General features: G+C 64.9%; 20 protein-coding genes. 14 read left to right on the top strand and 6 right to left on the bottom strand.

Annotated elements, in window-relative coordinates:
- Positions 1 to 125 precede the first annotated feature (125 nt).
- Both phbB and SARO_RS20750 read left to right on the top strand, forming a co-directional pair.
- Entirely contained in the window at positions 126 to 848 is a 723-nt protein-coding gene (gene phbB, locus SARO_RS16305; protein WP_011446849.1) for an acetoacetyl-CoA reductase, read from the top strand.
- Between the two features lie 40 nt (positions 849 to 888).
- Entirely contained in the window at positions 889 to 1,146 is a 258-nt protein-coding gene (locus SARO_RS20750) for a ribbon-helix-helix domain-containing protein (RefSeq protein ID WP_011446848.1), read from the top strand.
- Here the strand turns inward: SARO_RS20750 and SARO_RS16300 are convergent.
- On the bottom strand, positions 1,116 to 1,316 hold the full coding sequence (locus SARO_RS16300; protein WP_041550541.1) for a hypothetical protein: 201 nt from the start codon (positions 1,314 to 1,316) through the stop codon (positions 1,116 to 1,118). The genes SARO_RS20750 and SARO_RS16300 overlap by 31 nt on opposite strands.
- Before the next feature lie 63 nt (positions 1,317 to 1,379).
- Positions 1,380 to 1,685, bottom strand: coding sequence for a hypothetical protein (locus tag SARO_RS16295; RefSeq protein WP_041550540.1), 306 nt, complete (start codon positions 1,683 to 1,685; stop codon positions 1,380 to 1,382).
- 210 nt (positions 1,686 to 1,895) lie between these two features.
- On the opposite strand from SARO_RS16295, the gene SARO_RS16290 reads away from it, so the two are divergent.
- The 4 genes from SARO_RS16290 to metH all read left to right on the top strand — a co-directional run bounded on the left by SARO_RS16290 (position 1,896) and on the right by metH (position 7,683).
- On the top strand, positions 1,896 to 2,909 hold the full coding sequence (locus SARO_RS16290; RefSeq protein ID WP_234007375.1) for an ArsR/SmtB family transcription factor: 1,014 nt from the start codon (positions 1,896 to 1,898) through the stop codon (positions 2,907 to 2,909).
- 6 nt (positions 2,910 to 2,915) lie between these two features.
- Positions 2,916 to 3,857 carry a methylenetetrahydrofolate reductase [NAD(P)H] gene (gene metF, locus SARO_RS16285; protein WP_011446845.1) on the top strand — a complete coding sequence of 314 codons (942 nt, stop codon included), beginning with the start codon at positions 2,916 to 2,918 and terminating at the stop codon, positions 3,855 to 3,857.
- The gene (locus tag SARO_RS16280) at positions 3,854 to 4,930 is read left to right on the top strand and encodes a homocysteine S-methyltransferase family protein (RefSeq protein WP_011446844.1); all 1,077 of its coding nucleotides are present in this window, start codon (positions 3,854 to 3,856) and stop codon (positions 4,928 to 4,930) included. The genes metF and SARO_RS16280 overlap by 4 nt, the downstream gene beginning before the upstream one ends.
- 116 nt (positions 4,931 to 5,046) lie before the next feature.
- The gene (gene metH / locus SARO_RS16275) at positions 5,047 to 7,683 is read left to right on the top strand and encodes a methionine synthase (RefSeq protein WP_011446843.1); all 2,637 of its coding nucleotides are present in this window, start codon (positions 5,047 to 5,049) and stop codon (positions 7,681 to 7,683) included.
- A gap of 69 nt (positions 7,684 to 7,752) precedes the next feature.
- Here metH and SARO_RS16270 read toward each other — a convergent pair whose 3' ends face one another.
- A complete protein-coding gene (locus tag SARO_RS16270; RefSeq protein WP_011446842.1) occupies positions 7,753 to 8,025 on the bottom strand; it encodes a hypothetical protein in 273 nt (90 codons plus the stop codon).
- A gap of 129 nt (positions 8,026 to 8,154) precedes the next feature.
- Positions 8,155 to 8,451 (bottom strand): hypothetical protein, encoded by a 297-nt coding sequence (locus SARO_RS16265; RefSeq protein WP_011446841.1) that lies wholly within the window; start codon positions 8,449 to 8,451, stop codon positions 8,155 to 8,157.
- Positions 8,452 to 8,546: 95 nt separating this feature from the next.
- Here SARO_RS16265 and SARO_RS16260 point away from each other — a divergent pair, with 95 nt between their 5' ends.
- The 4 genes from SARO_RS16260 to recQ are packed head-to-tail and all read left to right on the top strand — an operon-like array spanning position 8,547 to position 12,662.
- Positions 8,547 to 9,761, top strand: a complete 1,215-nt coding sequence (locus SARO_RS16260; RefSeq protein WP_011446840.1) for a cation:proton antiporter — start codon at positions 8,547 to 8,549, stop codon at positions 9,759 to 9,761.
- Positions 9,762 to 9,786: 25 nt separating this feature from the next.
- Positions 9,787 to 10,302: a hypothetical protein gene (locus SARO_RS16255; protein WP_011446839.1), complete on the top strand. Its 516-nt coding sequence runs from the start codon at positions 9,787 to 9,789 to the stop codon at positions 10,300 to 10,302.
- A 59-nt stretch (positions 10,303 to 10,361) separates the two neighbouring features.
- A complete protein-coding gene (locus tag SARO_RS16250) occupies positions 10,362 to 10,832 on the top strand; it encodes a nuclear transport factor 2 family protein (protein ID WP_011446838.1) in 471 nt (156 codons plus the stop codon).
- A 27-nt stretch (positions 10,833 to 10,859) separates the two neighbouring features.
- Complete coding sequence (gene recQ, locus SARO_RS16245; RefSeq protein ID WP_011446837.1) at positions 10,860 to 12,662, top strand: DNA helicase RecQ; 1,803 nt, start codon at positions 10,860 to 10,862, stop codon at positions 12,660 to 12,662.
- Between the two features lie 43 nt (positions 12,663 to 12,705).
- On the opposite strand, the gene SARO_RS16240 is transcribed toward recQ, so the two are convergent.
- The gene (locus SARO_RS16240) at positions 12,706 to 13,695 is read right to left on the bottom strand and encodes a TerC family protein (protein WP_011446836.1); all 990 of its coding nucleotides are present in this window, start codon (positions 13,693 to 13,695) and stop codon (positions 12,706 to 12,708) included.
- Between the two features lie 62 nt (positions 13,696 to 13,757).
- Positions 13,758 to 13,934 carry a YdcH family protein gene (locus SARO_RS20745; protein ID WP_011446835.1) on the bottom strand — a complete coding sequence of 59 codons (177 nt, stop codon included), beginning with the start codon at positions 13,932 to 13,934 and terminating at the stop codon, positions 13,758 to 13,760.
- Positions 13,935 to 14,275: 341 nt separating this feature from the next.
- Between SARO_RS20745 and SARO_RS16235 the strand changes: the two genes are divergently transcribed.
- The 4 genes from SARO_RS16235 to SARO_RS16220 all read left to right on the top strand — a co-directional run bounded on the left by SARO_RS16235 (position 14,276) and on the right by SARO_RS16220 (position 16,782).
- On the top strand, positions 14,276 to 15,184 hold the full coding sequence (locus SARO_RS16235; protein WP_011446834.1) for an SPFH domain-containing protein: 909 nt from the start codon (positions 14,276 to 14,278) through the stop codon (positions 15,182 to 15,184).
- A gap of 13 nt (positions 15,185 to 15,197) precedes the next feature.
- Positions 15,198 to 15,410: a hypothetical protein gene (locus SARO_RS16230; RefSeq protein WP_011446833.1), complete on the top strand. Its 213-nt coding sequence runs from the start codon at positions 15,198 to 15,200 to the stop codon at positions 15,408 to 15,410.
- On the top strand, positions 15,403 to 15,705 hold the full coding sequence (locus SARO_RS16225) for a hypothetical protein (RefSeq protein WP_011446832.1): 303 nt from the start codon (positions 15,403 to 15,405) through the stop codon (positions 15,703 to 15,705). Before SARO_RS16230 ends, SARO_RS16225 begins: the two co-directional genes overlap by 8 nt.
- Before the next feature lie 81 nt (positions 15,706 to 15,786).
- Positions 15,787 to 16,782: a right-handed parallel beta-helix repeat-containing protein gene (locus SARO_RS16220; protein WP_011446831.1), complete on the top strand. Its 996-nt coding sequence runs from the start codon at positions 15,787 to 15,789 to the stop codon at positions 16,780 to 16,782.
- Positions 16,783 to 16,815 lie beyond the last annotated feature (33 nt).

The raw sequence follows: 16,815 nt of genomic DNA, 5'->3' as shown, positions 1-16,815 counted from the left end.
ATGCTGCGCCGCTGCTGCGCTGCAAATTCCTCGCGCTTGCGCAGCAATTACGTATTCCCGCGCTTGTCGTATCCCCGTCATGAACCTAGCCTAGTCGCGAGAGGGATCGATTGGGAGGTACGGTTATGTCGCGAGTTGCAGTCGTTACTGGTGGTACGCGCGGAATTGGCCAGGCAATCTGCCTTGCCCTGCAGGCGCAAGGGCGGACCGTCGTCGCGAACTATGCCGGGAACGAGGAAAAGGCGCGAACCTTTACGGCGGAGACGGGCATTCCGGCCTATCGCTGGGACGTGGGCGATCACGAAGCGACGCTGGAAGGTTGCGCTCGCGTTGCCGCCGAGGTCGGTCCGATCGACATCGTCGTCAACAACGCCGGTATCACGCGGGACGGCGTGCTTCACAAGATGAGCTTCGATGACTGGAACGAGGTGATGCGCATCAACCTCGGCGGATGCTTCAACATGGCAAAGGCGACCTTCTCCGGCATGCGCGAGCGCGGATGGGGCCGTATTGTCAACATCGGCTCGATCAACGGCCAGGCCGGTCAATACGGCCAGGTCAACTATGCCGCCGCCAAGTCGGGCATCCACGGCTTCACCAAGGCATTGGCGCAGGAAGGTGCGAAGTACGGTGTCACCGTCAACGCGATCGCGCCGGGCTACATCGATACCGACATGGTTGCCGCCGTGCCGCCGCAGGTCCTCGAAAAGATCGTCGCCAAGATCCCCGTCGGCCGGCTAGGGCATGCGGACGAGATCGCGCGGGGAGTTGCCTTCCTCACGGCCGACCAGGGCGGTTTCGTGACCGGATCGACCATGTCGCTCAACGGCGGCCAGCATATGTACTGATGGAGATGCCGCGGGCGCTGCGTGCGCTTGCGGCTCCGTCATGCCGGTCCCGTACCACCCTCCGGTCAAACGCTCGGTCGAGATCGCCGGGCACAAGACCTCGATCAGTCTCGAGCCATTGTTCTGGGATATGCTGCGTGATGCCGCTGCGCGCGAAGGCGTGCCCATTAACGCGCTGGTCGCGCGGATCGATGCGGAAAGGATTGCCAGTCCGACCCCTCCAGGCCTTGCCGGAGCAATCCGTCTATGGCTGGTTTGCGCGGATATTCAGGGTGCGGATGGTGTAGGGGCGGGCTGAACCGGCGCGGTCGCTTCCGGCAATTCGGGCAATTCGCGCTTGTCCAGCATCTCGGCCGCATCGTCCAGCGCGCGGGCCTCGTCCTGTGTGACGCCGCCCGGCTTATCTTCTTCCGCCGGACTGCAGGCTGCCAGCGTTATCGCAAGGGCAAGGGCGGGAAGGGCGCGCATTGCGGTCCGGTCTCTCCAGGTCAGGGCCGGAACCGCTGTCCGGTGCCGGCCCTTGTTTCCGCTTTACTGTGCCGGTGCCTGCTGTTCGCCACCCTCGGCGTCGGCAGCCTGAACGGCGGCTGCCACTGCGGCGGCATTGTTGGCTGCATCGCGAGCGGCGTTGGCTTCGGCGTCAGCCGCCGACGAAGCGTCGGCTTCGGGAGCGGCCAACGGAGCCGCTGCTGCCGATGGTTCGACCGCCGGCAGTTCGTCGGCAGGCATTTCAACGGTATCTTCGGCTGCGGCTTCGGAAGCGTCGTCCGAGCGTCCGCAGGCGGAAAGCCCGAGCGCTGCTGCGGCGACGATCGCGAGGCTTGCGTACTTCTTCATCGAATTCCCTCTCTTGGGCTGCTTGTGCGCCCGGCGTGCGCTCCTCCTTGACAGGACGAGGCGCGGGCGCGCTCGGGCATGTTCTATCGGGGGGTGGTGACGAAGGCAAATGCATCCTCGCCGCGAGACTTCCCACAACTCTACCAATTGATATAAAGATATCTTTAAACGGATTGACTGATATAAAGGTTTCTTTATATGAAGAACTCGATGACCATCCTAGACGCCATCCGTGCGCTCGATGACCCGACGCGCCTGCGCATCATGCGCTTGCTCGCCAGCATGGAACTGGCGGTGGGCGAGGTCGCGCAAGTATTGGGACAGAGCCAGCCGCGCGTCTCGCGTCACATCAAGATCCTTTGCGATTCGGGCCTTGCCGAACGTCGGAAGGAAGGCGCCTGGGTGTTTCTGCGCAGTTCCATCGGCGAAGGCGCGGAAAGCCCGCTCGCCTCTGCGCTGGCGCGCCTGCTGGCCGTCGCGGAGCACGAAGACACGGCTTTTGGCCGCCGTTGCTCCGAAGACCGCCAGCATCTCGACGCTATCCGTTCGTCGCGGGAGAGCCACGCGCTCGAATGGTTCGCCCGCCATGCCGACGAGTGGGACGAATTGCGCTCCCTTCATATCGCCGATGGTCCGGTCGAGGCCGCGCTTACCGAGATGCTCCTGGCGCTTTCAGGCGACGGTTCGCTCGGTCGCCTGCTCGACGTCGGCACCGGTACCGGCCGGATCGCCGAACTCTTTGCGCCCAATGCCGCCCATGTCGTCGCCTTCGACAAGAGCCCGGACATGCTGCGCATCGCGCGCGCGCGCCTCCAGCATTTGCCAGCCGACGCGGTGGAACTGGTCCAGGGCGATTTCGCGCAACTTCCCTTCGCCGCGCGCAGCTTCGATACCGTACTGTTTCATCAGGTTCTGCACTACGCCCAGGCACCGGAAGCAGTGCTCGCCGGCGCGGCTCGCGTTACCGCACCCGGTGGCCGCGTCGCCATCGTCGACTTCGCCGCGCACGAGCGCGAGGACCTGCGCCAGACCCATGCCCACGCCCGCCTCGGCTTCTCCGACGCGCAGATCGAGACGATGCTGCTCGATGCCGGTTTCATTCCGCACGAGACCCGCGCGCTCGCCGGCCATGAACTCGTCGTCAAGCTGTGGACCGCAGTCCGCCGCGAAGACAGCGTCACCCAGCTTGAACCCCGTCAGAAATCCAGCTCCGGAAAGACCTGAAGTCCCATGAACGCCAGCTACGACCAGCTCCGCGAGGCCCGCACCGCACTCGACACCCCGCTTTTTGCAGGGCTGCCGGGGGACATTGCCGTCTCGTTCGAGTTCTTCCCGCCAAAGAGCGATGCGCTGATGGCGCAGCTCTGGGATGTCGTCGAAACGCTGGCGCCGCTACAGCCTACGTTCGTCTCCGTCACCTACGGCGCAGGTGGCTCAACGCGCGATCGCACTCACGGCACCGTTGCGCGGATCATCAAGGAGGCGAAGCTGCCAGCGGCCGCGCACCTCACTTGCGTGGACGCTAGCAAGGCCGAGATTCGCGAAGTCGCCGAAAGCTACTGGGAAGCGGGCGTTCGCCATATCGTTGCCCTGCGCGGCGACATGGGTGCGCCCGGCGTGCCCTTCACTCCCCACCCGGACGGCTATGCCAACGCGGCCGAACTCGTCGCCGGGCTGAAGCAGATCGCCCCGTTCGAGATCTCGGTCGCCGCCTATCCGGAATCGCACCCGGACTCGCCGGACCAGCAGGCCGATATCGACAACCTCAAGCGCAAGCTCGATGCCGGGGCCACGCGCGCAATCAGCCAGTTCTTCTTCGAGCCTGAAACCTTCTTCCGCTTCCGCGACAAGCTGGCGGCGGCCGGCATCGATGCCCCGGTCCTTCCCGGCATCCTGCCGGTTTCCAACGTCGCCCAGACGCGCAAGTTCGCCGCCGCCTGCGGTGCCGCGATCCCGGCGTGGATGGACGGCCTGTTCGAAGGGCTAGACACCCACCCCGCCTCGCGCCAGCTCGTCGCCGCGACTATCGCCGCCGAGTTCTGCCGCCGCCTCTACGCCGGCGGCGTGCGCGATTTCCACTTCTACACCCTCAACCGCGCCGAACTGTCCTATGCGATCTGCCACCTGCTTGGCCTTCGTCCCCGGACTCCGGCGCTGGAGAAAGCCGCGTGACCCTGATCCCTTCCCCCTTGATTCCTTCAGGCGCCCGCACCGCCTTTCTTGAACAGGCGAGCCAGCGCATCCTCATCACCGATGGCGCGTTCGGAACCGAGATCCAGAACTTCAAGCTCTCGGAAGAAGACTATGCCGGTACCCTTGGTCTTGCGAAGGACCAGAAGGGCAACAACGACATCCTCGCGCTGACCAAACCGGAAGTCCCGGAATCGATTCACCGCGCCTATTTCGAGGCCGGGGCCGACATTGCCGAAACCAATACCTTCAGCGCCAACCGCATCAGCCAGGCCGACTACGCCGCCGAACATCTCGTGCGCGAGATCAACGTGGAAAGCGCCAGGCTCGCCCGCCGTGTCGCGGATGAGTTCACCGCCCGGGACGGCAAGCCGCGCTTCGTCGCCGGCGCCATCGGCCCCACGAACAAGACCCTCTCGCTCAGCCCGGACGTCAACGATCCGGGATTCCGCGAGATCGACTGGGATCACCTTGTCGATGTCTATGCCGAACAGGTCCACGCCCTTGTCGAAGGCGGCGCGGACTTCATCCTGATCGAGACGGTCTTTGACACGCTCAACGCCAAGGCGGGTGTCATGTCGGTCCGTCAGGTCGAGAAGCAGCTCGGCCGTGAAATCCCGATCATGATGTCGATGACGCTGACCGACCTTTCCGGCCGCAACCTCTCGGGGCACACGGTAGAGGCGTTCTGGTACGCGATCCGCCACGCAAGGCCCCTGACGGTCGGCCTCAACTGTTCGTTCGGTGCCACCCAGTTGCGCCCGCACGTCAAGGCGCTTTCAGAAATCGCCGACACCCTGATCATGGTCTACCCCAACGCCGGCCTTCCCAACGAACTCGGCGAATATGACGAGATGCCACAGACCACCGCCGGCCTCGTCAAGGAATGGGCGGATCACGGCCAGGTCAACGTCCTCGGCGGCTGCTGCGGTTCAACGCCCGCGCACATCGCCGCCATGGCGCAGGCGGTGAAGGCGTTGCCTCCGCGCAAGATGGCTGTGCCGGAAACGGTAACGCGGCTGGCAGGTCTCGAGCCGTTCATCATGGCTGCATAACCAAGTCCCCCTCCCGCAAGCGGGAGGGGTTAGGGGTGGGCAGCGGTCAAGCGCCCATCTCGAAGAAGAAAAGTCCACCCCCGACCCCTCCCGCCTGCGGGAGGGGGGAGTAGAAGATGACAAATACCCCCACCGGCTCGCGTTTCGTCAACGTCGGCGAACGCACCAACGTCACCGGCTCCGCCGCGTTCAAGAAGCTGATCCTCGCGGGCGACTACGCCAAGGCGGTCGAAGTCGCGCGCCAGCAGGTCGAGAACGGCGCGCAGGTCATCGACGTCAACATGGACGAGGGCCTGCTCGACGCGGTCGAGGCCATGACCACGTTCCTCAAGCTGATCGCCGCCGAGCCCGATATTGCCCGCGTGCCGGTGATGATCGACAGCTCGAAGTGGGAAGTGATCGAAGCGGGCCTAAAGTGCGTTTCGGGCAAGCCCATCGTCAACTCGATCTCGATGAAGGAGGGCGAGGACGCCTTCCTCCACCACGCCCGCCTGTGCATGGACTATGGCGCTGCCGTTGTCGTCATGGCGTTCGACGAGAAGGGCCAGGCCGATACGAAGGAGCGCAAGGTCGAGATCTGCGAGCGGGCCTACAAGTTGCTCACCGGTATCGGCTTCCCGGCCGAAGACATCATCTTCGATCCCAACATCTTCGCCGTCGCCACCGGCATCGAGGAGCATGACCGCTACGGGCTGGACTTCATCGAAGCCACGGCCGAGATCAAGGCGCGCTGTCCCCACGTCCATATCTCGGGCGGCCTGTCGAACCTCTCGTTCTCGTTCCGCGGCAACGAGACAGTGCGCCGCGCGATGCATTCGGTGTTCCTCTACCACGCCATCCCTGCGGGCATGGACATGGCCATTGTCAACGCCGGCCAGCTCGACATCTACGACCAGATCGACCCGGTCCTCCGCGAGGCTTGCGAGGACGTCGTGCTTAACCGCGCGCCTGCCGCGGGTGGTGACCAGACCGCGACCGAACGCCTGATCGAACTCGCCGAAAGCTACAAGGGCAAGGACACCGTCGCCGAAAAGGCCGCCGAGGAATGGCGCGGCTGGGATGTCGTGCGCCGCCTGGAACACGCGCTCGTCAAGGGCATCGATGCCCACGTCGTCGAAGACACCGAAGAGGCCCGCGCCGCCATCGCCGCGCGCGGCGGTCGCCCGATCGAGGTGATCGAAGGCCCCTTGATGGAAGGCATGAACACGGTCGGGGACCTGTTCGGCTCGGGCAAGATGTTCCTGCCGCAGGTGGTCAAGTCCGCCCGCGTGATGAAGAAGGCCGTTGCCCACCTTATCCCCTATATCGAGGCGGAAAAGGAAGAAGGCGCCAAGGCCAAGGGCCGGATCATAATGGCCACCGTCAAGGGCGACGTTCACGACATCGGCAAGAACATCGTCGGCGTGGTCCTGCAGTGCAACGGCTACGAAGTGATCGATCTGGGTGTCATGGTCCCCTGGGCGACGATCCTCGACACGGCGCAGAAGGAAGGCGTCGACATGATCGGCCTGTCCGGCCTCATCACGCCCTCGCTCGACGAGATGGTGACCGTTGCCGAGGAAATGCAGCGCGCCGGGATGAGCATTCCGCTGCTGATCGGCGGCGCGACCACCAGCAAGGTCCACACCGCGCTGCGCATCGATCCTGCCTATGACGGACCTGTCGTCCACGTGCTCGATGCCAGCCGCGCGGTCGGCGTCGCCTCGCAACTCCTTTCGGATACGCAGGCGCAGGGCTTCATCAAGGCCACTGCCGCCGATTACCAGCATGTGCGCGATGCGCGCGCGGGCAAGGGCGCATCAAAGCTGCTGAGCCTCGAAGACGCCCGGCTGAACGCCTTTTCGCCCGACTTTTCGGAAAAGGCTCCACCGCCCGAACAGCCGGGCCGCCACGTGTTCGAAGACTGGGACCTTACCGACCTTGTCGAGTGCTTCGACTGGACCCCGTTCTTCCGCTCGTGGGAACTCGCCGGCACATGGCCGGCCATCCTCGACGATGAAATCGTCGGCGAATCCGCGCGCAATCTCTATGCGGATGCCCGCGCGATGCTCGACAGGATCATCAGCGAGAAATGGCTTACCGCCAAGGGCGTTGCCCAGTTCTGGCCCTGCGCGCGCCATGGCGACGACGTCATCCTGCACCCGAACGACGACGAAACATCGGTGCGCCTGCCATTCCTGCGCCAGCAGTTCATCAAGAGCCGTGGCCGCGCGAACTTCTGCCTTGCCGACTTCATCGACCCGGCGGGCGACTGGATCGGCGGCTTCGCGGTCGGCATCCACGGGATCGACGAACACCTCGCCCGCTTCAAGGCCGACAACGACGATTACTCGGACATCCTGCTGAAGGCCCTTGCCGATCGCTTCGCCGAAGCCTTCGCCGAGCGCCTGCACCAGTACGTCCGCACCACCCTCTGGGCCTATGCTCCGGGCGAGCAACTGACCAATGAGGCGCTGATCCGTGAGCAGTACCGCGGCATCCGTCCCGCGCCGGGCTATCCGGCTTGCCCTGACCACACGCTCAAGCCGATCCTGTTCGACCTGCTCGACGCGACCAACACGGCCGGCATCACGCTGACCGAATCGCAGGCCATGCTGCCCACCTCGGCGGTTTCGGGATTCTACTTCGCCCACCCCGAAAGCCAGTACTTCGGTGTCGCCACCATCGGTCGCGATCAACTCGAGGACTACGCCGCCCGCCGTGGCTGGGATGTTTCCGCCATGGAACGCTGGCTTCGCCCCAACCTAGATTGACGCGACAAAGCCCCCTCCGTTTCAACGGAGGGGGTAGCGGGCCGGCGCGCACTGCCCTGCGCCCGTCGGCTATTGCAGCCGACTGGCCGCCACCCGCGATTGCGCCCGGCGCCTGAGGTAGCCCGCCTCCACGTCAACGCCGCCGGCCTGATCCGCCAGCACTCCAAGCGCTGCGCCAAGCCCGTGCCGCGCCAGTGCACCCAGCGCCGTGTCGGCATCATGGCCCAGTTCCGCGGCCAGAGCCTTCACCACCCGCGCCATCTCGGCAAACTCCACTTCGCTTTCCCAGGCCGCCTTGCATTCTTCGCGGCGAACGAAGCTGTCGCGCATTTCGAAGCCCATCGCAGTTCTCCTGTGTCGGACGGATCGTCCCGCCATCAGGGAAAGCTGTCAGGCTTGTGAGAATGCGGGCTTAACCCAGGGCAGGGCACCACGCCTGAGCCCGGTGATGGTTAAGCAGTAAGGCACATTTCAGCCGAGCCTTACCGGAGAGGGATCTCCGCGTTCCTCGATCAGCTTCGCTCGGGCCACGGCGCGGCATCGCAGGTAGTCCGCCCCCACGTCGCGCTGTGCAATCGCCCGCAGATGCAGCAGCGCCGAAGCCAGTCCATTTTCGGCAAGAATGCCCAGCATCGGCTCCACGTCCGCGCCCAGTTCTCCTGCCAGTGCCTTCAAGGCCCGTACCATCTCGGCAAAATCGAACTCGGTCAGTCGCGCGGATTCGTATTCCTCCTTGCGCAAAAGGGCCTTGCCGAGGTCAAAGGTCATGGGCCGTCTCCTGGTGAAGGCGATATGGCCTTAGAGGTCGATTGGACAAGCCGTCGCGAACGCGCAAGGACGATGGCGCATCGGGAGGACAAGCAATGACGCCAGCCGCACCGGCGATGGGCACGACCGAAATATTCCTGATCGCGCTGACAATCATCGTTTCGGTACCATACCTGGCATGGCGGCTGCTGCGCACCGATTACTGGGCGCCGCTCGTCGTCGTCCAGATCATCGGCGGCATCCTGCTCGGACCGGGCGTGCTCGGCGCGGCATTCCCGGAATACTACGCCTTCGTCTTCAATCAGCAGGTCATCGGATCGCTCAACGGCATCGCGTGGTGGGCGGTGATGATGTTCGTATTCGTGGCGGGCCTCGAACTGGACATAACCGATGCCTGGGCCAACCGCCGGGAGACGACGATTACCGCCGCCGGAGCTTTGCTGACGCCGCTCGTCACCGGTGCGATCGCCGCCGCATTCCTCCTGCGCGGGCCCGGCTGGATCGGTCCCAATGGAACATACCCGCAGGCCGTCCTCGGCATAGGAATGGCCTGCGCCGTGACAGCGCTCCCCATCCTCGTCCTGCTGATGGAAAAGCTCGGCATATTCCGGGAGCCACTCGGCCAGCGCCTGCTGCGCTACGCCAGCCTTGACGATATCGCCATCTGGGGCGTCCTCGCGCTGATCCTCGTCGACTGGCACCGCGTGGAACGGCAGGCGATCTTCCTCGCAGGGTTCGCCGTGGCCGCCTGGGTCGTCCGCGCCCTGTTCCGTCGTCTCGAAGAGAGCGACCGCTGGTACGTTTCGCTGATCTGGCTGGCCGTGGTCGGCTTCGCGGCCGACTGGTCGGGCCTGCACTTCATGGTCGGCGCATTTCTGGCCGGTGCCGTGCTCGATGCGCACTGGTTCACGCGTGATCGGCTCGATGGTTTCCGCCAGTTCCTCCTGCTTGCGGTCATGCCCGTCTTCTTCCTTTCGACGGGCCTGCGCACAAAGTGGGATGTCGGCGGACTCGCCGTATTCGGTGCGGCATTCCTGTTTCTTGTCGCTTCGGTGGCGGGGAAGCTCGTCGGCGTGCGGATCGCGGGCCGCATCCTTGGCTGGGCCAAGGGTGATGCCTCGATCATCGGCTGGATGCTCCAGACCAAGGCGCTGATCATGATCATCTTCGTCAACGTCCTGCTCGACAAGGGCATCGTGACGAACGAGACGTTTACGGCGCTCCTGCTCATGGCGGTGATGAGCACGATGCTTACCGTACCCATGGTTACACCGAAGCTGAGGGCGCTGGCGAAACCAACCGTCCATTAACACCCGTTCCGCTAGGTTCGGCGGAATGGAGACGGTTGATCTGGTCATGGCGGGCGTTGCCGGGCTGATGCTCGGCCTGTGCCTGTGCCTATATCGCTTCGCCACGCTCCTTACCGGCTGGCAGGTTGCCATCGCCCAGGTCTGGCGTGGCGGCTATCGCGACCTCGAACGGCTCGACGATCTTGCCCACATGCAGCAATCTCTGGGCACGCTGCGCGGGTGGAACTGGCGCGACGGCGAAGGCAAGCGCTGGATCGAGGACGAGGTCGTCTTCCAGACACCCGAAGGAGATCGCATTCACGCCATGGTCGGTCGCCAGGTCCAGCGCTCGTGGAAGCCCGCCAGCGTCTTTCGCGTGTGGTATGACCGGGCAAACCCGCAGAACGTTACCGCCTATGGCCCCGGCTACTGGCTGCTCATGGCGATACTCACAATCGCCGCACTTCATGCCACCTTCGCCTGGGGCATCGATTGGGCGCGCACCGGTCAGCCTCCGCAATGGCTTTTCGAACTGGCCGCGCCCGACGTCTCGCCAAAATAAGAGTGGCGGGGGCCTGCAAACTCGCCTCTCCTGCCGCAAAGCACACAGAGAGGCGCCGAATGTCCGCAATCGATCCCGTTACCCGTCTGATCGCCATCGAGGAGATCAAGCAGCTCAAGGCCCGCTATTTCCGCTGCATGGACACCAAGGACTATGCCGGCTTGCGCCAGGTCTTTGCCGACGACGCCGTGTTCGACGCCTCCTGCTCGCTGTCCATCGAACCTGCCGCGGACGCGGAAAACTGGACCCATTCAGGCGGCGACCAGATCGCGGCCTTCGTGGAATCCGCCGTCGATGCCCTGCACACTGTCCACCACGGCCACTGCCACGAGATCGAATTGCTTTCGGAAACCGAGGCACGGGGCGTCATCGCGATGGAAGACCAGATCTGGGACGCGAATGGCGCCCTGTTCCTCCACGGCATGGGCCACTACCACGAAACCTATCGCAAGGAGGAAGGCGGCTGGAAGATCGTCACAAGCCGCATCAGCAGGCTTCATGTCATTGTCGGATCATCCGGCGTGGAATGACCGCCGCCTATCTGGCATAGCAGGCGGGTGAGCCTCATCGATCCCGTTTCCGACAGTTCCGCCGTCCTCGACCGCCTCCACGAAGTGTTCGGCTTCACCACCTTCCGCGGGGTGCAGCGGGACGTGGTGGAGCGCGTGCTGGCGGGGCGCTCGACGCTTGCGGTCATGCCGACGGGCGCGGGCAAGTCGCTCACCTACCAGCTCCCCGCCGTCATGCTCCCGGGGACTTGCGTGGTCGTATCGCCGCTTATCGCGCTGATGCACGACCAACTCCGCAGCGCCACCGCCAACGGCATTCGTGCCGCGACCCTGACCAGCGTCGACCTGGATCGCGGGCAGACCATCGACCGCTTCCTGGCGGGCGACCTCGACCTGCTCTACGTCGCTCCCGAACGCGCCAGCCAGCCGCATTTCATGGAAATGCTGAGCCGGGGGCGCGTGGCGATGTTCGCGATCGACGAGGCCCATTGCGTTTCCGAATGGGGCCATGATTTCCGCCCCGACTATCGCCTCCTGCGCCCCCTGATGGACGCCTTCCCGGATGTCCCCCGGCTTGCCCTGACTGCCACGGCCGACCGCCACACCCGCGCCGATATCCTCGCGCAGCTAGGCATCCCGGAAGAAGGGCTGATCGTCGCCGGGTTCGACCGGCCCAACATCCGTTATGGCATCGTCCCGCGCGACAATCCGCTGCGGCAGCTGATGACGGTGATTGCCGAGAATCCCGGCCCCGGCATCGTCTATGCCCCCACCCGCGCGCAGGTGGAGAAGCTGAGCCAGCAGCTGGGTGCGAGCGGCCGGCCCGTGCTGCCCTACCACGCCGGCCTTGATCCGCAGGTGCGGGCTGCCAATCAGGCCGCCTTCGTCGCGTCGGAAGACATGGTCATGGTCGCCACGGTCGCGTTCGGCATGGGCATAGACAAGCCCGACGTGCGCTTCGTCGCCCACGCGGCCTGCCCCAAGTCGATCGAGAGCTATTACCAGGAAACGGGCCGCGCAGGGCGCGACGGCGACCCGTCTGTCGCGGTCATGCTTTGGGGCGCCGAAGACTTCGTGCGTGCCCGTCAGAGACTTGCCGAGGTCGAGGAGCACCGCCGCGCGGGCGAGCGCACCCGCATCGATGCGCTGGCATCGCTCGTGGAAACGCCGCATTGCCGCCGTGCGCTGCTCCTTCGCCACTTCGGCGAAACCCCCCCGCCGTCGTGCGGCAACTGCGACAACTGCCTCGAAGCGCCCCGGGTGACCGACGCGACCGAGACCGCGCGCAAGCTCCTGTCGGCCGTCTATCGCACCGGCCAGTCATTCGGCTTCGGATATCTCGAGAAGGTGCTGACCGGCGTTGCCGACGAGCGCGTGATCCAACGTGGTCACGATCAGCTTTCGGTTTTCGGCATCGTGACCTCCGACGAAGCCCCGTTGCTGCGCCCGCTGGCGAGGGCCTTGCAAGCGCGCGGCGCGCTCGTGGCGACCGAGCACGGCGGGCTGGCACTGGGCGGCGAGGCTCGGGCGATCCTCAAGGGCGAGGCGGAAGTGCCGCTGGTGCTGGTGCCGAAGAAGGAGGGCCGGGGGAGCAGGCGCGGGCGGAGCGGGGCAGGGGCCGCGCTCAACCCCGTGGGCGATCCGCTGTTCGACGCCCTGCGCGCCTTGCGTCGCGACCTGGCGCGCGAAGCCGGTGTCCCGCCCTATGTCATATTCCACGATTCTGTCCTGCGCGAATTGGCGGCGTCCCGGCCCGCCACGCTTGCCGACATGGGCCAGATCGGCGGCGTCGGCACCCGCAAGCTCGACGCCTACGGCGACCGTTTCCTTGAAGAGATCCGGCAGTGGTAGCCTGAATGGAAGCCCCCTCCCTTGCGCGGGAGGGGGGGATAAATCAAACCGCGGGCTTCGTGCCTTCGTGTCCCCGCGTCTTGTAGAGCGAGAACACCACGCCGCCGGCAATGATCGCCATGGTAACGGCAAGGCTCATCACCGGCGGGAACTTGTCGCCGCCCAGGATGAAGTCCGAGACGAAGATCTTGGAGCCGATGAACACCAGCACCGCCGCTAGCGCATACTTGAGGTAGGCGAAGCGATCGATCATCGCCGCCAGCGCGAAATAGAGTGCGCGCAGGCCGAGGATCGCCATGATGTTCGACGTGTAAACCACGAAGGTGTCGGTCGTGATCGCGAAGATCGCCGGGACCGAGTCCACCGCGAACACCAGGTCGGCAAGGTTGATGACGACCAGCGCAAGGAACAGCGGCGTCGCTGCATTGACCATCTTGCCGGTCTTCCCGTCCGGGACCTTCACGAAGAAGTGCTGGTCGTGCAGTTCCTTGGTCACGCGCATGTGACGGCTGATCCAGCGGACGACCGGATTGTTGCCGATGTCAGGATCGTGGTCGGAAGTGAAGAACATCTTGATACCGGTGAACACCAGGAACGCCGCGAAGATGTAGAGCACCCAGTAGGCCTGCTCTACCAGCGCCGCGCCGCCGGCGATCATCGCGCCGCGCAGGAAGATGACCGCGACGATGCCCCACAGCAGTGCCCGGTACTGAAACCGTGCCGGAATGGCGAAGAAGGTGAAGATCAGGCTGATGACGAAGACATTGTCGATCGACAGCGCTTTCTCGATGAAGAACCCGGTATAGTACTTCATGCCGAGGTCCGCGCCCTTCTCCACCCAGACCCAGGCGCCGAATGCCAGGGCAATGGTGATGTAGAACGCCGTAAGCTTCAGCGATTCGCCGATGCCCATGGCCTTGTCCTCCTTGTGGAGGACGCCAAGGTCGAATGCGGTCAGCACCACGACCAGGCCGAGGAAGGCTAGCCAGAACCACGCGGGCGTGCCGAGCCAATCTGTGAAGAGGAATTCCATTCGGTATCTCCAGTGCCCGCCGCGCCCCGAAATGCACGGGGCGCGGGGAGCGTTCCTCTATTTCAGATTGTTGCCGAACGGCGCGAAAGCAGGCGCGCCAGCCGGTCCTTCACGACCAGCTTCAGCTTCTTCAGGCGCGCGATCTCGAACGGGTCGGCCCAGCGCCTGCGGGTGGCAAGACGCAGCGCCTCGTCCAGCTTCTGGTGACGTTCGAGCAAGCGGAAATAACGGTCGGACATGGATTGCTCCCTATCGAAACGGTTGCGTTCGATCGGGTGCGCCGACGCCTGTGGCCCATTGGGTCCGGAAGGAGGGGGGAACTTGAACCCGGACCACAAGACATCGGCATCACCCGATGCGGTCCGACATCACGAAGCGCCTGGTACCATGGCAATGCCATTGTCACCCAGAGCGCCGCGCCAGAGGGGCCCGGTCCGCTCCGATAATGTGGAGTGATTCGGTCCGGATTGCAAGAGGGATATCATCCGGCTCGGCGCCTCCCGCACACCGCCCGCAAATCAATTTGCAACCGCAACCAGTTTTGATATTAAAGTGATATCAAATTAAAGGGGAATGGACGATGTCCGATTCGAAGACCCATTCGGCCAGCACCGAAACCGCAGCCTGGTCGACCAGCGGCTATTTCATGCTGATCCTCATGCTTGTGCTGATTGGCCTCACTGCGGCGCGCGTGGTCGGCTTCGCCGGCGGCAACCCCGGCGAGGACGAGGTGCCGGGCTTCGTCGCGACGATTGCGGCCCTGCCAGTCGCGATCGTGTTCATCGCCTCGGGATTCTACATGATCCAGCCGAACCAGGCAGCCGCGATCACCTTGTTCGGCTCCTATCGCGGGACTGACCGGAACCACGGCCTTCGCTGGGTCTGGCCGTGGATGGCCAAGACCCGGATATCGGTCCGCGCCAACAACGTCGTCTCCGAAAAGCTCAAGGTGAACGATCTGCGGGGCAATCCGATCGAGATCGCCGCGAACGTCGTCTGGCGCGTATCCGATACGGCGCAGGCCCTGTTCGACGTCGACGACTACAAGGCCTTCGTCTTCGTCCAGATCGAAAGCGCGGTCCGCTCCATCGGCTCGCGCTACCCCTACGACGACATCGAGCATCACGAGGTGACGCTGCGGGGCCACCATGACCAGATCAACGATGAACTGCGCACGGAACTCAACGCGCGGCTGGTCCTGGCGGGGATAACGGTCGACGAATGCGGCCTCACGCACCTCGCCTATGCTCCTGAAATCGCCGGGGCCATGCTGCGCCGCCAACAGGCGGAAGCCGTGATCTCGGCGCGCCGGAAGCTGGTCGAAGGCGCGGTCTCGATGGTCGAGATGGCGCTGACCCAGCTGTCCGAGAAGAACGTGGTTGAACTCGACGACGAACGCCGCGCCGCCATGGTTTCGAACCTCATGGTCGTGCTGTGCGGCGAACGCGACACGCAGCCCGTCGTCAACACCGGCACGCTGTACCAGTAAGGAAGGCCGGGCAATGGCAGCGCCACCGAAGAAGGCCTTTCCCCTGCGTATCGACCCGGCGCTCTTCGCTGCGGTCGAGCGCGCGGCGGCGGCCGACCTGCGCTCTGCCAATGCCCAGATCGAGGTGCTGCTGCGCGAAGCCCTGACAAGGCGCGGCGTGAAACTTGCGGCGGCTGAGCCTGCGCGGCGCGGTCGTCCACCCAGGAAGGAGAACGGCAATGGTTGATGCGCGATATACGACGCGGCCTCCCAAGGACGCCAGGTCACCGGACGAAGGAGCATGGTTCGCGCCCAAGCGCTATGGTCTGGGGGCGGGGCTCCCGGTGCGCTGGCAGGGATGGGCTCTGCTGGGCGGCTATCTCGTGGTCCTGGCGCTTGTCGCGCTGCTTGACCAGAGCGGCAGTGGCGCGCTGCGGATGGTGGGCTTCGCGATGTTCGTGGTGGCGACCGTCCTTGTCATAGCGATCAGTGCGCGCCGCACGCGGGGCGGCTGGAAATGGCGCTGGGGCGGGAAGCGTTGACCGGTGCCTACGGCGGAAACCGCAACCGCCTGTCAATCATTGCGCGCTACCCGGTATCCGTGAATTGCCGGGAAACTCAGGATGCGCATGTTCAATCCCTTCGCCCTTCGTGAGCGCCGCCATCGCGGTCAGCGGCTTGCGGCGCTGCTTCTCGGCCTCGCCGTGGTGTCCGCGATCCCGGCAAGTGCTCTCATGGCGCAGGGGCAGCGTTCGCCTTACACCGTGGTGGAGACAGGGCGCAGCTACCCCGCGCTTCAGCAGGCGGTGAATGCCATCGGAGAAGGCGCGGGCACGATCCGCATCGCGCCGGGTGTCTATCGGGACTGCGCGGTGCAGCAGGCAGGCGACGTCGGTTTCGTGGCGGAAGTGCCGGGGCAGGCGGTATTCGACGGCGCCGCCTGCGAAGGCAAGGCCGCCATCGTCGCCCGTGGCCGCGCGACCCGGGTCGAAGGCGTGATTTTCCAGAACATTCGCGTGCCCGATGCCAATGGCTCGGGCATTCGCCTCGAACGGGGCAACCTGACCGTGCGGCAATCCTGGTTCCGCGACAGCGAGCAGGGCATCCTGTCCGCTGACGATCCGGTTGGCTCGGTGCTGATCGAAAAGTCGACCTTCACCCGCCTCGGCCGTTGCGACCGTGGGCTGGCCTGCGCGCATTCGGTCTATTTCGGCGACTATGGCAGCGTCACGATCCGCCGCAGCCGCTTCGAGGCCGGGCGCGGCGGGCATTACGTCAAGAGCCGCGCCGGTCGCGTAGAGGTTACGCAGTCGAGCTTCGACGACACGGCGGGACAGGCCACCAACTACATGATCGACCTGCCGGCCGGCGCGACCGGGCGCATTGCCGAAAACCTGTTCGTGCAGGGGAAGGACAAGGAGAACTACAGCGCATTCATCGCCGTGGCGGCCGAGGGCCGGGCGCACAGCTCCGCTGGCCTTGCAATTGCCGGTAACGACGCACGGTTCGCACCCGGGATCACCCGCTCGTCGGCTTTCGTGGCGGACTGGTCGGGCGATTCTATCGCGATCGGCGCAAACGGTCTTGGCGCCGGGCTGGTGCGGTACGAAAAGCGCTGAACTTGCCCTTGGCGGCACCTGACCCTACCTTGG

Origin of the sequence: Novosphingobium aromaticivorans DSM 12444 (assembly GCF_000013325.1) — a bacterium.
GTDB lineage: Bacteria > Pseudomonadota > Alphaproteobacteria > Sphingomonadales > Sphingomonadaceae > Novosphingobium > Novosphingobium aromaticivorans.
Note: the sequence above shows the minus strand (reverse complement) of the source record. Positions and strands in the feature narration are given on the sequence as shown.

Coding starts and splice junctions, on each gene's coding strand:
- SARO_RS16225 (WP_011446832.1), top strand. CDS start 15,403: ATGGTTGATGCGCGATATACGACGCGGCCTCCCAAGGACGCCAGGTCA.
- metF (WP_011446845.1), top strand. CDS start 2,916: ATGAACGCCAGCTACGACCAGCTCCGCGAGGCCCGCACCGCACTCGAC.
- SARO_RS16220 (WP_011446831.1), top strand. CDS start 15,787: ATGCGCATGTTCAATCCCTTCGCCCTTCGTGAGCGCCGCCATCGCGGT.
- SARO_RS20750 (WP_011446848.1), top strand. CDS start 889: ATGCCGGTCCCGTACCACCCTCCGGTCAAACGCTCGGTCGAGATCGCC.
- SARO_RS20745 (WP_011446835.1), bottom strand. CDS start 13,934: ATGTCCGACCGTTATTTCCGCTTGCTCGAACGTCACCAGAAGCTGGAC.
- SARO_RS16240 (WP_011446836.1), bottom strand. CDS start 13,695: ATGGAATTCCTCTTCACAGATTGGCTCGGCACGCCCGCGTGGTTCTGG.
- SARO_RS16265 (WP_011446841.1), bottom strand. CDS start 8,451: ATGACCTTTGACCTCGGCAAGGCCCTTTTGCGCAAGGAGGAATACGAA.
- SARO_RS16300 (WP_041550541.1), bottom strand. CDS start 1,316: ATGCGCGCCCTTCCCGCCCTTGCCCTTGCGATAACGCTGGCAGCCTGC.
- metH (WP_011446843.1), top strand. CDS start 5,047: ATGACAAATACCCCCACCGGCTCGCGTTTCGTCAACGTCGGCGAACGC.
- SARO_RS16260 (WP_011446840.1), top strand. CDS start 8,547: ATGACGCCAGCCGCACCGGCGATGGGCACGACCGAAATATTCCTGATC.
- SARO_RS16290 (WP_234007375.1), top strand. CDS start 1,896: ATGACCATCCTAGACGCCATCCGTGCGCTCGATGACCCGACGCGCCTG.
- SARO_RS16250 (WP_011446838.1), top strand. CDS start 10,362: ATGTCCGCAATCGATCCCGTTACCCGTCTGATCGCCATCGAGGAGATC.
- SARO_RS16255 (WP_011446839.1), top strand. CDS start 9,787: ATGGAGACGGTTGATCTGGTCATGGCGGGCGTTGCCGGGCTGATGCTC.
- SARO_RS16235 (WP_011446834.1), top strand. CDS start 14,276: ATGTCCGATTCGAAGACCCATTCGGCCAGCACCGAAACCGCAGCCTGG.
- SARO_RS16270 (WP_011446842.1), bottom strand. CDS start 8,025: ATGGGCTTCGAAATGCGCGACAGCTTCGTTCGCCGCGAAGAATGCAAG.
- SARO_RS16295 (WP_041550540.1), bottom strand. CDS start 1,685: ATGAAGAAGTACGCAAGCCTCGCGATCGTCGCCGCAGCAGCGCTCGGG.
- phbB (WP_011446849.1), top strand. CDS start 126: ATGTCGCGAGTTGCAGTCGTTACTGGTGGTACGCGCGGAATTGGCCAG.
- SARO_RS16230 (WP_011446833.1), top strand. CDS start 15,198: ATGGCAGCGCCACCGAAGAAGGCCTTTCCCCTGCGTATCGACCCGGCG.